We start from the raw sequence: 14320 nt of genomic DNA, 5'->3' as shown, positions 1-14320 counted from the left end.
GAGAATAAAACCATGAGTCTGCGGCCCTACCGGAATATTACCCGGCGCACGTCCCGGAAAATCATGGTCGGCCCGGTGGCGGTCGGCGGTGACGCCCCGATCTCGGTCCAGACCATGACCAACACCCTGACCTCGGACGTCGAGGGGACGCTGGAGCAGATTCGCCGCGCGGCGGAGGCCGGGGCCGACATCGTCCGCGTCTCCTGTCCCGACGAGGCCGCCACCCAGGCGCTGCGCGAGATCGTGCGGGGATCGCCGGTGCCGATCGTCGCCGACATCCACTTTCATTATAAGCGGGCGATCGAGGCCGCCGAGGCCGGAGCGGCCTGTCTGCGGATCAATCCCGGCAATATCGGCGCGCCCGAACGGGTGCGCGAGGTGATCCAGGCCGCGCGCGATCATGGCTGCTCGATGCGGATCGGGGTCAATGCCGGGTCGCTCGACAAGCATCTGCTCGAAAAATACGGCGAGCCGTGTCCCGAGGCTCTGGTCGAAAGCGCGCTCGAACACGCCCGGATTCTGGAAGACAACGACTTCCGCGAGTTCAAGATCAGCGTCAAGGCCTCCAACGTGTTCATGGCGGTCGCGGCCTATCGCGGTCTGGCCAGCGCCTGCGACTATCCGCTCCATCTCGGCATCACCGAAGCGGGCGGGTTGCGGCGCGGCACGGTGCAGTCGGCGATGGGGATCGGCGCGCTGCTGTGGGACGGGATCGGCGACACCCTGCGCGTCTCGCTGACCGCCGACATCGCCGAGGAGGTCAAGGTCGGGTTCGACATCCTGAAGGCGCTTGATCTGCGTCACCGCGGGGTCAAGATCGTCTCGTGCCCGACCTGCGCCCGTCAGGGCTTCGACGTCGTCAAGACGGTCGAGACGCTGGAAACCCGTCTGGCTCACATCAGTGCCCCGGTGACGGTGTCGATCCTGGGCTGTGTCGTCAACGGTCCGGGCGAAGCGCGCGAGACGATGATCGGGATCACCGGGGGCGGCGTCGGCGCCGACCGGAACCGGGTCTATATCGGCGGCGTGTCCGACCATAATGTCGGCAGCGCCGAGATGATCGACCACATCGTCGAACTGGTCGAGGCCAAGGCCGCCGAGATCGAGACGGCCGGGCAGGGGGAGGTTTAGAGGTTTTGTCCAACCTGCAACCGGTTCGCGGTACGCACGATCTGCTGCCCGAGGAATGCCGCCGCCATCGCCGTATCGAAGAGGTGGCGCTGAATGCCGCAAGGCGGTACGGCTTTGGCGAGATCCTGACTCCGATCTTCGAGTTCACCGAGGTGTTCTCGCGCACGCTCGGCGAGACGTCGGACGTCGTCACCAAGGAGATGTACACCTTCACCGACCGCTCGGGCGATTCGCTGACGCTGCGACCCGAAGGGACCGCCGGGGTGGCCCGCGCCTTCATCTCGAACGGTCTGGCCCAGTCGTTGCCGCTGAAGCTGTTCTATCGCGGCCCGATGTTCCGCCACGAACGGCCGCAGAAGGGCCGGTTGCGCCAGTTCCATCAGGTCGGTGTCGAGTTGCTGGGGGTCGAGACTCCGCTGGCCGATATCGAGGTGATCGCGCTGGCGTGGCGGTTGTTGTCCGACCTCGGGCTGGCCGACAAGGTCAAGCTGGAGATCAACAGCCTGGGCGATGCCGACAGCCGCGCCGAGTACCGCGACGCGCTGACCAAATACCTCTCGGCCTATCGCGCCGATTTGTCCGAGGACAGCCGTAACCGGCTTGAGCGCAATCCGCTACGGGTGCTCGATTCGAAGGACGAGGGCGACCGCCGCATCGTCGCCGGTGCCCCCCGCCTCGGCGACTATCTCAACGATTATTCCCGCACCTTCTTCACCACGCTGACCGCCGGGCTCGACAGCCTGGGGATTCCCTACACGATCAGCGACGGTCTGGTGCGCGGGCTCGATTATTACTGCCACACCGTGTTCGAGTTCACCACCACCGCCCTGGGCTCGCAGGGAACCGTGCTGGCGGGCGGGCGCTATGACGAACTGATCGCCCAGATGGGCGGGCAGCGGACTCCCGGTATCGGCTTTGCCGCCGGGATCGAGCGGCTGGCGATGCTGGCGGGCGATCCGCCCGACACGGTTCGTCCGATCGCGGTGGTGCCGATGGGCGAACCCGGCCCGGCGATGATCGTCGCGGAAACGCTGCGCCGCGCCGGTCTGGTCGCCGAACTGGGCTATTCCGGCAACATGAAAAAGCGGATGGCCCGCGCGGTGAAGCTCAACGCCCGGTTCGCGGTGATTTTGGGCGAGGACGAGGCGGCGCGCGGCGCGGTGACCCTGCGCGATCTCGATGCCGGAACTCAGGACGAGGTGCCGCTGGCCGGGCTTGACGCCCTCCTGCTCCAGCGGATCGAAGGGGAGACAGCCGGGTGAGCCCGTCAGCCCAACGCGTGGTCATCGTCGGGGCCAATCATCGGTCGTCCTCGCTGGGATTGCGGGATGCCCTCTATATCGACGACGCCACCGCGCCGTCCTTTCTCGACGGGCTGAAGCAGGCCGGTCTGGCCGAGGCGCTGGTGCTATCGACCTGCGACCGGGTCGAGGTGTGGTGCGCCGACGCCGAGGCCAGCCACGCCACCGCCCTGGTCGGGGCCGCCTTCGCCGCCAAAGCCGGTCTGACCGCCGAGGGGCTGTCCAGCCACCTTTACACCCTGTCCGGGGTCGAGGCGGTGCGGCACGGCTTCACCGTTACCTCGGCGCTGGATTCGCTGGTGATCGGCGAGCCCCATGTCGGCGGCCAGGTCAAGGCCGCTCACCGTCTCGCCCGCGAGGCGGGAACCGTCGGCGGCCAACTCGATGGCTTCGTCCAGGCTGCGTTCGCCGTCGCCAAGCGGGTGCGGACCGAAACCTCGGTCGGCGAGGGGCCGGTCAGCATCGCCGCCGCCGCCGTCCAGGTCGCCCGCGACCTGCATGGCGATCTCGGCAGTTGCCGCGCCCTTCTGATCGGCACCGGCGACATGGGCGAATTGGTGGGCGAGAGCCTGCTCGCCGCCGGTCTGACCGATATGTTGGTGACCGCTCCCAAGGAATCCCGCGCCGAAGCGCTGGCTCGGACCCTGGGCTGCCATGTGATGCCGTTCGAAGACATGCGCGAGGCGATCGCCGGGGCCGATGTCGTGCTGACCTGCGTCGGCGGGCGGACTCCGATCGTCACTGCGGAATCGGTGTCTCTGGCGCTGAAGCGTCGGCGTCGCCAGCCGATCTTCCTGGTCGATGCCGGGATTCCCGGCGATGTCGAACCGGCGGTCAACCGGATCGAGAACGCGTTTCTCTACGACCTCGCCGACCTGGAAAAGGTGGCGCTGGAGGGCCGTGCCACCCGCGAGCAGGCCGCCCGCGCCGCCCGCGCCATCGTCGAGACCGAAACAACGGCCTTCTTGCGCGGCCGCGCCGCCCGCGCCGCCGTACCGGCGATCGTCGCCTTGCGCGAACAGTTCGAAACCACCCGCGACAAGGTGCTGGCCGAAATCGGTCCCGACGTCGATCCGGCCGAGGCGACCCGGCTGCTGATCAACCGGCTGCTGCACACCCCCACCGAGACGATGAAATCAATCGCCGCCGAGGGGCATGAATGGCAGACGATGGAAAAGACGCTGCGCAAGCTGTTTCACCTCGAAGGCTAGGGTGCGGCAGGACGGCCGGTTGCGCCCCAGCCAGATGGATTCCGATTGATGATTCTCGAAACCCACCTCGATAAGGTTCTCTACCGCCACGATGAGCTGCGGGCGCTGCTCTCCAGCGGCGAGGGGCTTGAGTCCGCCCAGATTCCACGGCTGTCGAAGGAATTGTCCGATCTCGATCCGGTGGTCGAGGCGATCGTCGCCTTCCGCAAGGGCCGTGACGAGATGGCCGAGGCGGCGGTGATGATGCAAGATCAGAGCGCCGATCCCGACATGCGGGCGATGGCCGAAGAGGAATTCTTCGCCCTGAAGGAGCGGCTGCCCGAATTGGAACGGGCGGTGCAGATCATGCTGCTGCCCAAGGACGAAGCCGACGAGAAGAACGCGATCCTGGAAGTCCGCGCCGGAACCGGCGGCGACGAGGCGGCTTTGTTCGCTGCCGAACTGTTTCGGATGTACGAGCGCTATGCCGGTCTGAAGGGCTGGCGGTTCGAGGTGCTCGACGCCAACGACACCGGCATCGGCGGTGTGCGCGAGGCCAGTGCCAAGATCACCGGGCGCGGCGTGTTCGCCCGGCTGAAGTTCGAATCCGGGGTGCACCGGGTCCAGCGCGTCCCCGCCACCGAGGCGTCGGGGCGGATTCACACCTCGGCCGCGACCGTCGCGGTGCTGCCCGAGGCCGAAGAGGTCGATATTCAGATCGACGAGAAGGATCTGCGCGTTGACGTCTACCGCTCGCAGGGCTCGGGCGGGCAGAGCGTCAACACCACCGATTCGGCGGTGCGGGTCACCCACATTCCGACCGGTCTGGCCGTCGCCTGTCAGCAGGAAAAGAGCCAGCACAAGAACAAGGCGACGGCGATGACGCTGTTGCGCTCGCGTCTGTACGAGCGCCAGCGCGCCGCGCTCGACGCCGAACGCGCCGCCAACCGCAAGAGTCAGGTCGGTTCGGGCGACCGCTCCGAGCGGATTCGCACCTATAACTTCCCGCAAGGCCGGGTGACCGACCATCGCATCAATCTGACGCTTTATAAGATTGAGGCGGTGATGGCGGGCGATGCCCTCGACGAGGTGGTCGAGGCGCTGATCGCGACCGATCAGGCCGAGCGGCTGGCCGAGATGCAGTAACATGCCCACCCTGGGCGAGGCTCTGCGCGAGGGGGGGCGACGGCTCGGTCTGGCCGGGATCGACACTGCGACGTTCGACGCCCGCCTGTTGCTGGCCGAAGTCACTGGGCTGGCGGCCCCGATGGTCTCGTTGCGCGGCGATACGGTGATGGAGCCCGAGGCGGCGGCCCGATTCGAGGCTCTGCTGGCCCGGCGCGAGGGGCGTGAGCCGATGTCGCACATCCTGGGGCGGCGCGGCTTCTGGACCCTTGATCTCGCGGTGACCGCAGCGACGCTCGACCCCCGTCCCGATACCGAGACGCTGGTCGAGGCGGTGCTGGCCGCGCTGCCCGACCGCAAGGCCCCGCTCCGTCTGCTCGATTTCGGCACCGGGAGCGGCTGCATCCTGCTGGCGCTGCTGTCGGAACTGCCCGCCGCGACCGGCCTTGGCATTGATGCCAGCCCCGCCGCGCTGGCGGTGGCGGTGGCCAATGCCAAGGCGTGCGGTCTGGCCGAGCGCGCCCAGTTCCGCCTGGGCGATTGGGGCCAGGGGATCGGGGGGCGTTTCGACGTGATCGTCTCGAACCCGCCTTATATCCCCGAGGCCGAGATCGACGGCCTGGCTCCCGAAGTCGCCCGGTTCGAGCCGCGTTCGGCGCTGTCGGGCGGGGCGGACGGGCTGGAGTGTTATCGCCGTTTGATCCCCGACATTGCTCGTTTGCTGAGCCCTGGCGGGGTGGCGGCGCTAGAGGTGGGGCAGGGGCAGGCCGGGGCGGTGACTGCGCTTTTGACCGATGCCGGACCCGGCCGGGAAATGGTGCGGTGCGATCTGGGCGGAATTGAGCGCTGTGTCGTGGCTTTCGCGCCGGACTCTTGAAAAAAGTTGTTGGAAAGACGTTTCGCCCCGACTAGGGTGACGCCCACACGCGCCAGCGGTGTCGAGGGATCGCGTCGAACCCATTGGGCTCCCCCCCTCCTCGACCGGGCGTGGTAACTCCCCCATAGCCGCCCCCTCGTACGGATGCGGACTGGCCTGACCGAGACGTCGGCGGAATGGATGTGACAGACTCATGATGAATATTAAGACTGGTCCCGTGAATCCCAAGCAGCGCTCCCGCGGCCGTGGTCCCAATGGGGGTAAGAAGCACAGCGGTGGCGGCGGTGGTGGCGGCGGCGTTCCCGGCCGCAACCATGTGTTCGACAGCAACGGTCCGGACGGCCGCATTCGCGGCAACGCCCATCAGGTGCTGGAGAAGTATCTGGCGCTGGCTCGCGACGCCTCGTCTCAGGGCGACCGCGTTGCCGCCGAGAATTATTACCAGCATGCCGAGCACTATTTCCGGCTGATCAACACCCAGAACCAGAATAACGGCCGCCCGCGTCAGGCGTTGCCGACCCCGGCCGAGGATCAGACCGGCGAAGAGGGCGAAGACGGGTACGACGGCGACGGCGACTCGTCGGACTCCCAGGACGGCGAACTGGTCGGACCCGGGTCCGACGCCGCCTGATCCCGCTTTGGCGGGTTTGCCCGACGGATTTTATTGCCACCCCCTCCCCCGCGTCGTGTGCGGGGGAGGGGGTTTGCGTTTCGGCTCCTGTCGTCCGTCCGGGACGAGGGGGCGAAAAAGGGGTTGCGTTCGGGAGGGCGGCAGCGTAGGGTAAGGCTGTCATTGAAAGTGACATATAGTCTCTAGAATTAGGAGAACCCCATGGCTGACGTCACCCTTACATCCGCAATGCGTTCGAACCTGTACTCGTTGCAGGGAACCGCGTCGTTGATGTCAACCATCCAGGGCCGTCTGTCGACCGGTAAGAAGGTCAACAGCGCCCTCGACAATCCGAACAGCTATTTTGCCGCGCAGTCTCTGACCCAACGGGCGAGCGATCTTAGCGCGCTGCTGGATGGCATGGGACAGGCGATTCAGGCGCTGACCACCGCCAGCCAGGGCATCAGTTCCGCCCAGAAGACGATTGACCAGATGAAGTCGATCGCCAACTCGGCGGCGCAGAGCATCACCACCGCCAGCAACGCGTCGGGCACCAACGTGGTGGCCTACACTCCGCTGGGGACCAAGGGTACCACCTACACCAAGCTGGCTTCCGCCGCTGCGGGTGATTACGCGTTGACCAATCTGGTCAGCAGCGCCGGTGCCTCGCTGAACGTGCTGAACGGCGATTCGCTGACGGTGCAGATCGGCACCGGTGCCACCTACACCTTCACCGTCGGCGCCAGCGCCGTCAATAACGCGACCCTCGGCAATGGTGGCGGCACCACCGCCAAGGATCTGACCGACTGGATGTCGACGATCACCAAGGCTGCGGGTGGCGGTGCTGCCAACGCCGTGTCGCTTGCCGCCGGTGTGTTCGCTTCTGCCGGTAACCTGGGTGCGACCCTGACCTTCTCCGGCACCCTCGCCACCACCCTCGGCCTGAGCGCTGCGACGGCAACCGCTGGCGGCGCGCTGTCGACGGCGTTGGAAATCGACACGGTGGCCTATACCGGTCAGGCCGGGGCAACCGGTTCGACCCTGCTGTCCGAACTGAGCGATGCCAACGGCAAGGTTCTGACCAACAGTACTCCGACCATCGCCGGTACCAGCACTGGCCAGGGCTCCTTCTTCACCCTCGCGGTCTCCGGCGGCCAGACCACCACCCTCAACATCACCGCGACGACCACTGTCCAAGACGTGATGGACACCATCAACAGCATTGATGGCATGACCGCGTCGCTCGACTCGACCGGTGCTCTGAAGGTCGTCAACAACAACTCGACCGCCGTCAGCATCAACGGCACCGCGTCTGGTCTGTTCGGTACGGCTCAGGGGTCGATCGGTGCCAACGCTTCGGTCAGCACCACGCTGTATCATGGTTATGGCAAGGTGTCGGCGACCAATTTGCCGACCACCAACCTGACCAACCTCCAGGCCCCGGCCGGTCAGTCCCGTCTCGTTGACGGCGATCAGTTGAAGCTGACGATGGACGGCGTCACCACCACGCTCAGCGTCAAGACCACCTCGCCGGACGCGACCAAGGGCGAAGTCGGCACCGTCGCCGAATTGATGACCGCTCTCGGTAAGATTTCCGGCATCACCGCGTCGTTGGACAACACCACCGGCCAGCTCGACATCCGCAGCACCAACGGCAAGACCATCACCTTCGCCGGAAGTGCCGCCAACAAGCTGTCCCTGCCGCCGAGCGTGGCCGCCGGTCAGTCCAGCATCAGCGGCTCGGGCGTCTCCGCGACCTACATCAAGCAGTATGACGATCTCGCCAAGCAGCTCGACCAACAGGTTGCCGATGCCAATTATAAGGGCATCAACCTGATCAGCAGCACCGGCAACAACCCGCTTTCGGTTACCTTCAACGAAGCGGCGTTCAATGCCAACAAGCTGGTCGTCAACGCGGTCGATCTGACCAGCAAGGGTCTCGGCCTGTCGGCTTCGACCGGAAACTGGAAGGATGCGACCAGCATCCAGACCTCGCTGTCCCAGCTGACCCTCGCGGCCACCACCCTGCGTGAGACCTCGGCCGTTCTGGGTCAGAACCTGACCACGGTGCAGAATCGTCAGGACTTCACCAACAACATGATTGCGACCTTGAAGACCGGCTCGGACAATCTGACCCTGGCCGACATGAACGAGGAAAGCGCGAACATGCTGGCCCTGCAAACCCGTCAGCAGCTGGGCATCCAGTCTCTGTCGCTGGCGTCGCAGGCCAACCAGGCGGTTATGCGTCTGTTCGGCTAAACCGACTGACGAACCCGGACGAAGAAGGGGCGGCCTCGGCCGCCCCTTTTTTTATGAACTTCGCCCGCGCGGGCGCAGAGCGACAGGATTGGAAAGATGGTGGAACCCCCGATCATCGCGGCATTCGACGCGGCGATCCGCGCCCATCGCGACGGACACCTGACCGCAGCGGAGCGGCAGTACCGGGCGATCCTCGCCGCGCAGCCCCTTCATTTCGAAACGCTGGTGATGCTGGGGCAATTGCTGACCGAGACGGGGCGGGCCGAAGCCGCCCTCGACCTGATCGGTACCGCTCTTGGCGTCGATCCCGAGCGGGCCGAAGCCCATGGTGCCCAGGGCGCGGCGTTGCGGCGGCTGGGCCGACCGGCCGAGGCCGCTGCCAGCTATCGCCGCGCCCTCGCGCTCAACCCGGCCTCGATCGTGGTGCTGGTCAATCTCGGCAACGCCCTGCTCGATCTGGGGGCGGGGGCCGAGGCCGCCGAGTCTTTCCGTGCCGCGATCGCGCTGGCTCCGACACAGGCCGAGGCCCCGTTCGGGTTGGGCCGCGCCCTCCATCTGGCTGGAGACCCCGAAGCGGCAATCGAGCCCTTGCGTCAGGCCATCCTGCTGCGGCCCGATTATGCCGCCGCTTATGACGCGTTGGGAGAGGTCGCCTGCGATTTGGGACGGTGGGACGAAGCGGTCGCCTTTCACGCCGAAGCGTTGCGGCTCGATCCCAAGGGGCCGGGGGTGCACACCCATTTCGGCATCGCTCTTTATAATTGTGGAGAGGTGCTGGCCGCCGAGGGGAGTTTCCGGGTCGCAATCGCGCTCGACCCCGACGACGTGCTGGCCCATTTCAATCTGGCCGCGACCCTGCTCCGCAGTGGGAAGCTGGCGGAAGGGTGGCGCGAGTACGAATGGCGGCGGCGTCTGTTCGGCTTTCCCGAGCTCGATACCACCCTGCCGGAATGGCGGGGCGAGCCACTGGCGGGCAAGACCTTGTTGTTGTATGGCGAGCAAGGGTTGGGCGACACGCTGCACTTCGCCCGCTATGCCCCAATGGCGGCGGAGCAGGGGGCGCGGGTGGTGTTGGCGGTGCAGCCGCCGCTGCTCGGTCTGATGCGCTCGGTCCCCGGCGTTGCTGACGTGGTGGCGTTGGGGGGAGCAGTGACCGCCGATTATCATCTGCCGCTGCTCTCCGCGCCGCTGCGGTTCGGCACCACGCGCGACACCATTCCGGCCCCGATACCCTATCTGAGCGCCGATCCCGCTCTGGCGCGGAGGTGGGGCGAGCGGCTGGCCGGGGAGGAGGGGTTGAAAATCGGTCTGGTCTGGGCGGGCGATCCCCGTCCCGACGACCGCGCCGCCACTCTGGTCGATCGTCGCCGCAGCCTGACGCTGGCCCAGTTCGGCGTGCTGGCCGACATCCCCGGATTGTCCGTCGTCAGCCTGCAAAAGGGCGCTCCGGCGGCTCAGACCAAGTCGCCGCCCGCCGGGTTGCGTCTGCTCGATTGGATGGAGGAGATCGGCGATTTCGCCGACACCGCCGCTTTGGTGTCGCAGCTCGATCTGGTGATCAGCGTCGATACCTCGGTGGCGCATCTGGCCGGGGCGATGGGCAAGCCGGTGTGGATTCTGTCCCGCTTTGACGGGTGCTGGCGCTGGTTCGACCGTGACGACAGCCCGTGGTATCCCACCGCCCGCTTGTTCCGCCAACCCGCGCCGGGCAATTGGGCCGGTCCGCTGGCCGCTCTGGCGGCGGCGTTGCGGGATTTGGCGGGGAAATAATACCGGCCAACCCTCGATTTAACCCGTTGGCCGGTATCTTGCCGCCATTGTGGCGGCGGCCAAGCGAGCGGAGGCGAGCGCTTAGGCAGAGGGACAATACAACCGGCCAAGTCATTGGCCGGTTGGAATAAAGAAGGGGGGCTGAACGCCCCCCTGTCGAGATCGTGATACTGGACCCTCAGTCCGTCAGGGCATCTGCGCTGCCGGATCGGCGTCTTTCTCGCGGTCCTTGCCGTTGCGCAGGTTGAAATAGATCAGCATCGGCATCGCGACATAGATCGAGGAATAGGTGCCGATGATCAGCCCCCACAGCATCGCGATGGCAAAGCCGCGCAGCACCTCGCCGCCGAAGAACAGCAGGGCCAACACGGTGACGAACACGGTGGTTACCGTCAAGATGGTACGGGCCAGCGTCTCGTTGACCGAGAGGTTGAGCAGGTCGTAGATCGACATCGTCTTGTATTTGCGGAGATTTTCCCGCACCCGGTCGTATTCGACGACGGTGTCGTTCACCGAATAACCGGCAATCGTCAAAATCGCCGCGACGGTGGTGAGGTTGAATTCGAGCCCGGTCAGCGCGAACAGGCCGAAGGTGGTGATGACGTCGTGGAAGGTCGAGACCAGCGCGCCCACCCCGAACTGCCATTCGAAGCGGAACCAGACATAGATCGCGATCGCCGCCAGCGACAGCACGACGGCCAGGATGCCATCGCGGACCAGTTCGTCGCCGACCTTTGGCCCGACGATTTCGACCCGGCGATAGGTATAGCCCGCGCCGAGGCTGTCCTTGACCTTGCCCAGCGCCTCCATCTGCGCCTTCTCGCCGCCGTCCTGACGCTGGATGCGGATCATCACGTCGCGGCCGGTGGTGCCGAATTCCTGAAGGCTGACCTCGCCGAGATTGAGTTCGGCGAGGCTGGTCCGCATCTGGTGCAGATCGGCCTTGCCGTCGGTGGTCTGGGCCTCGATCAAGATGCCGCCAGCGAAGTCGATGCCGAAATTAAAGCCCTTGACCACGATCAGCGAGATCGAGCCCAGGATCAGAACCGCAGTGATGCCAAAGGCGACCAGCCGATAGCGGATGAAGTCGAAATGAGTGCCGTGCGGCAGGAAACGATCGATCAGTTGCATGGGTCGGTCCTAAGTCACGGCGCCTTCGGCCTTTGCGCTTGATCCGCTTGCGGGGCCGCCGCCTTGATGGCCGCCGGGGCACGGCGGCCATGGTTACACCAAAGGGTTCAAGCCAGCGGCAGGGTCTTCATCTTGCGGAACCGCACCCACCACACCACCAGGATCCGGTTGACCAGGACGGCGGTGAACAGCGAGGCCAGCAGACCCAGTGACAGGGTAACGGCAAAGCCGCGCACCGGGCCGGAGCCGAACTGGAACAACAGCGCCGCCGCAACCAGGGTGGTGACGTGGGCGTCGAAGATGGTGCCGAAGGCGCGGTCGTATCCGGCCTGCAACGCCGACATCAGGGTGCGTCCGTTGCGCTGCTCCTCGCGCATGCGTTCGTAGATCAGCACGTTGGCGTCAACCGCCATCCCCATCGTCAGAACCACACCGGCGATGCCGGGCAGGGTCAGGGTCGCCCCCAGGGCCGACAGCGCCGCCAGCAGCAGCACCAGATTGAACACCATCGCCAGATCGGCCAGCAGGCCGAGCGAGCCATAGACCACCAGCATCGTGACGACGACGAGGATCAGGCCGATCAGGCAGGCGACCGCCCCGGCCCGGATCGAATCCGCGCCGAGATCGGGACCGACGGTCCGCTCTTCGAGTACTTGCAGCGGGGCGGGCAGGGCACCGGCGCGCAGCAGCATCGACAGATCTTGCACCTGTTGCAGGGTGAAGCTGCCCGAAATGATGCCCGAGCCACCCAGGATCGGTTCGTTGATGCGGGGCGCGCTGATCACCTTTTCGTCGAGGACGATGGCAAGGAAATGGCCGGCATTGTCGCGGGTGGCGTCGCCGAATTTCTTGGCACCGGCCGAGTTGAAGCGGAAGCTGACGACCGGGCGGCCTTCGGAATAGGTGGCGCTGGAATCCGTCAGCATATCGCCGCCGACCTCGACCCGCTTGCGCACGACATATTGCTCGGGCTGGCCGCGCTCGTGATCGGCGCCGGGCAACACCATCGAGCCGGGCGGCACCCGGCCGCGCGCCGCATCCTCGGCGGAAACATTGTCGTCGAGCAGGTGGAAGGTCAGCTTGGCGGTTTTGCCCAGCAGCGATTTGATATGGTCGGGGTCTTTGACGCCGGGGAGCTGGACGACGATGCGGTCCTGGCCCTGACGCTGGATCGAGGGCTCGCGGGTGCCGAGTTGGTCGATGCGCCGCCGCACGATTTCAAGCGATTGCTCGACGGCGGCAAGCTTGCGCTTGGTCAGCGCCTGCTCGGAATAGCGCAGTTGAACCAGCCCGTCTTCCTTGGTTTCCACCGTGGCGGACGTATCAATCTTGCGCAGCAGCGATTCGGCATGGTCGCGGTCGGCGACGTCGATGATGCGGACGCCGACGGTATCGCCGCGCAGGCCAAGATCGGAATATTTGATCTTTTCCTTGCGCAGCGTGGTGCGGATCGATTCGACCAGCCCGGCAATCTGCTCACGGACGACATAGCCGGTATCGACCTCCAGCAGCAGGTACGAGCCGCCCTGGAGGTCGAGGCCGAGACTGACCGGCTGCAACCACGACGGCAACCTGTCGGCATTCTCGCGGGACAGAAGATTGGGGGCGGCAAAGGTGAAGCCCAACAGCCCCACCACGACCACCACGATGATTTTCCATTTGGGGAAATAGCTCATGTCCCGGCCCGTGCTCGAAAGGTTGTCGCGTGAAGAGCCGGGAAGATCACTTCTCGGTCGGCTTGTCGGTTTCGGCCTTTTCGGCGGCGACCGGCTCGCCCTTGCCCAGCACTTCGGTGATGGTGGCGCGCAGGACGCGGACACGGACGCCGTCGGCGATCTCGACGGCGACTTCGGTGTCGTTGACCAGCTTGTTGATGGTGCCGATGATGCCGCCCGCAGTCACCACCCGGTCGCCCCGGCGCAACTGGTTCAACATTTCCTTGTGCTGCTTCATCCGCTTCTGCTGGGGACGGATCAGCAGCAGGTAGAACACCACGAAGATCAGGACCAGAGGCAGGAACTGTTCCAGGATGCCCATGGTGCCGGTGGCAGCGGGGCTGGCGGCGGCTTGGGCGAAGGCTGGCGAGGCGAACATCTTCACTACTCCTCGGGAGAAAAACCCATTCGAACGAAATGATGCCGGACTATACCGGTCCCGGACGCGGTTGCAAACGCCCTCTCATCCCGGTGGGGCAAAGACGTGCCCCACCTCATTGTTCCCTCAGCCTCAAGCGGGCGCATCGGTGCCCCTGGCTGCCGCCGCCCGGACGGGGCGAACTCGGCGGGGCGGGTCAGCGGAACATGAAGATGCTGAAATCGTGGGGAAGGTAATCGTGCTTCAGGATCACGCTTTTGGTCAGCGACAGCGCGAAATCGAGGATTTCGACCGGATCGTAATAATGAAAGCCACGGTCGGTTCCCCGGTACTCGCTGCTGGCCAGGCTCATCACGCAATGCTGGGTGCAGGATCGGTACATCGTCCGCAGCATCTCGCGGACGAGATCCTCGTTATGGCCTAACTCGATATTGATCGGGCCGACCGAAACGATCACGTCGAACGGCGTTTCGGGCGGGTGGGTCAGGATGTTACGCAGTTCGAAGGCCCGTTCGGGTGCTTTCGAGCGGCACACCTCGATGAATTGAGGGTTGATGTCGTAGCCGGTATAGAGCGCGGTCGGGGCCTTGGCCTGGAGGGTGTCGGCGAGATCGCCAAAGCCGCACCCGACGTCGAGCACCGTCTTGCCGTCCAGAATTCCCTGCGACAGCACCGCGTCAAAGCGGGCCTGCTGCGATTCCTTCGAGCGCCAGCCCAGGCTGCCGCCGTTGCGTCCGGTGCGGGCGAACAGGGAATCGTGGAAATTGTTGATGATCGTTTCGTAGTTCATTTTTCCCCTCCGGTCCGCAGGCGGACCCGGACCCGGCCTGCC

At 65.6% G+C, this 14320-nt stretch carries 12 protein-coding genes; 8 read left to right on the top strand and 4 right to left on the bottom strand.

What is annotated here, in order from left to right; genetic code table 11:
• The first annotated feature begins 12 nt into the window (after positions 1-12).
• The 8 genes from ispG to BLW40_RS09015 all read left to right on the top strand — a co-directional run bounded on the left by ispG (position 13) and on the right by BLW40_RS09015 (position 10263).
• On the top strand, positions 13-1131 hold the full coding sequence (ispG, locus tag BLW40_RS09050; RefSeq protein WP_074767747.1) for a flavodoxin-dependent (E)-4-hydroxy-3-methylbut-2-enyl-diphosphate synthase: 1119 nt from the start codon (positions 13-15) through the stop codon (positions 1129-1131).
• Between the two features lie 5 nt (positions 1132-1136).
• Entirely contained in the window at positions 1137-2393 is a 1257-nt protein-coding gene (hisS, locus tag BLW40_RS09045; protein WP_074767745.1) for a histidine--tRNA ligase, read from the top strand.
• A complete protein-coding gene (gene hemA, locus BLW40_RS09040) occupies positions 2390-3643 on the top strand; it encodes a glutamyl-tRNA reductase (protein WP_074767743.1) in 1254 nt (417 codons plus the stop codon). Before hisS ends, hemA begins: the two co-directional genes overlap by 4 nt.
• A 48-nt stretch (positions 3644-3691) precedes the next feature.
• Entirely contained in the window at positions 3692-4768 is a 1077-nt protein-coding gene (prfA, locus tag BLW40_RS09035) for a peptide chain release factor 1 (RefSeq protein ID WP_074767741.1), read from the top strand.
• A gap of 1 nt (position 4769) precedes the next feature.
• Positions 4770-5624 (top strand): peptide chain release factor N(5)-glutamine methyltransferase, encoded by an 855-nt coding sequence (gene prmC / locus BLW40_RS09030; protein WP_074767739.1) that lies wholly within the window; start codon positions 4770-4772, stop codon positions 5622-5624.
• Positions 5625-5841: 217 nt separating this feature from the next.
• Complete coding sequence (locus BLW40_RS09025; RefSeq protein ID WP_425283706.1) at positions 5842-6255, top strand: DUF4167 domain-containing protein; 414 nt, start codon at positions 5842-5844, stop codon at positions 6253-6255.
• 201 nt (positions 6256-6456) lie between these two features.
• Positions 6457-8493, top strand: a complete 2037-nt coding sequence (locus BLW40_RS09020; protein ID WP_083386712.1) for a flagellin N-terminal helical domain-containing protein — start codon at positions 6457-6459, stop codon at positions 8491-8493.
• Positions 8494-8589: 96 nt separating this feature from the next.
• Complete coding sequence (locus BLW40_RS09015) at positions 8590-10263, top strand: tetratricopeptide repeat protein (protein ID WP_074767733.1); 1674 nt, start codon at positions 8590-8592, stop codon at positions 10261-10263.
• Positions 10264-10449: 186 nt separating this feature from the next.
• On the opposite strand, the gene secF is transcribed toward BLW40_RS09015, so the two are convergent.
• The 4 genes from secF to BLW40_RS08995 all read right to left on the bottom strand — a co-directional run bounded on the left by secF (position 10450) and on the right by BLW40_RS08995 (position 14278).
• Complete coding sequence (gene secF, locus BLW40_RS09010) at positions 10450-11394, bottom strand: protein translocase subunit SecF (RefSeq protein WP_074767731.1); 945 nt, start codon at positions 11392-11394, stop codon at positions 10450-10452.
• A gap of 107 nt (positions 11395-11501) precedes the next feature.
• The gene (gene secD / locus BLW40_RS09005) at positions 11502-13070 is read right to left on the bottom strand and encodes a protein translocase subunit SecD (protein ID WP_074767729.1); all 1569 of its coding nucleotides are present in this window, start codon (positions 13068-13070) and stop codon (positions 11502-11504) included.
• A gap of 46 nt (positions 13071-13116) precedes the next feature.
• Positions 13117-13488, bottom strand: a complete 372-nt coding sequence (gene yajC / locus BLW40_RS09000) for a preprotein translocase subunit YajC (RefSeq protein ID WP_074767961.1) — start codon at positions 13486-13488, stop codon at positions 13117-13119.
• Between the two features lie 196 nt (positions 13489-13684).
• Positions 13685-14278 (bottom strand): class I SAM-dependent methyltransferase, encoded by a 594-nt coding sequence (locus BLW40_RS08995; protein WP_074767727.1) that lies wholly within the window; start codon positions 14276-14278, stop codon positions 13685-13687.
• Positions 14279-14320 lie beyond the last annotated feature (42 nt).

The organism is Magnetospirillum fulvum (assembly GCF_900108475.1).
Lineage (GTDB): Bacteria > Pseudomonadota > Alphaproteobacteria > Rhodospirillales > Magnetospirillaceae > Phaeospirillum > Phaeospirillum fulvum_A.
Note: the sequence above shows the minus strand (reverse complement) of the source record. Positions and strands in the feature narration are given on the sequence as shown.

What these genes read in the sequence shown, in the direction of transcription:
- BLW40_RS09020 (WP_083386712.1), top strand. Translation starts at nt 6,457, where the DNA reads ATGGCTGACGTCACCCTTACATCCGCAATGCGTTCGAACCTGTACTCG.
- secF (WP_074767731.1), bottom strand. Translation starts at nt 11,394, where the DNA reads ATGCAACTGATCGATCGTTTCCTGCCGCACGGCACTCATTTCGACTTC.
- ispG (WP_074767747.1), top strand. Translation starts at nt 13, where the DNA reads ATGAGTCTGCGGCCCTACCGGAATATTACCCGGCGCACGTCCCGGAAA.
- secD (WP_074767729.1), bottom strand. Translation starts at nt 13,070, where the DNA reads ATGAGCTATTTCCCCAAATGGAAAATCATCGTGGTGGTCGTGGTGGGG.
- yajC (WP_074767961.1), bottom strand. Translation starts at nt 13,488, where the DNA reads ATGTTCGCCTCGCCAGCCTTCGCCCAAGCCGCCGCCAGCCCCGCTGCC.
- prmC (WP_074767739.1), top strand. Translation starts at nt 4,770, where the DNA reads ATGCCCACCCTGGGCGAGGCTCTGCGCGAGGGGGGGCGACGGCTCGGT.
- BLW40_RS08995 (WP_074767727.1), bottom strand. Translation starts at nt 14,278, where the DNA reads ATGAACTACGAAACGATCATCAACAATTTCCACGATTCCCTGTTCGCC.
- BLW40_RS09015 (WP_074767733.1), top strand. Translation starts at nt 8,590, where the DNA reads ATGGTGGAACCCCCGATCATCGCGGCATTCGACGCGGCGATCCGCGCC.
- prfA (WP_074767741.1), top strand. Translation starts at nt 3,692, where the DNA reads ATGATTCTCGAAACCCACCTCGATAAGGTTCTCTACCGCCACGATGAG.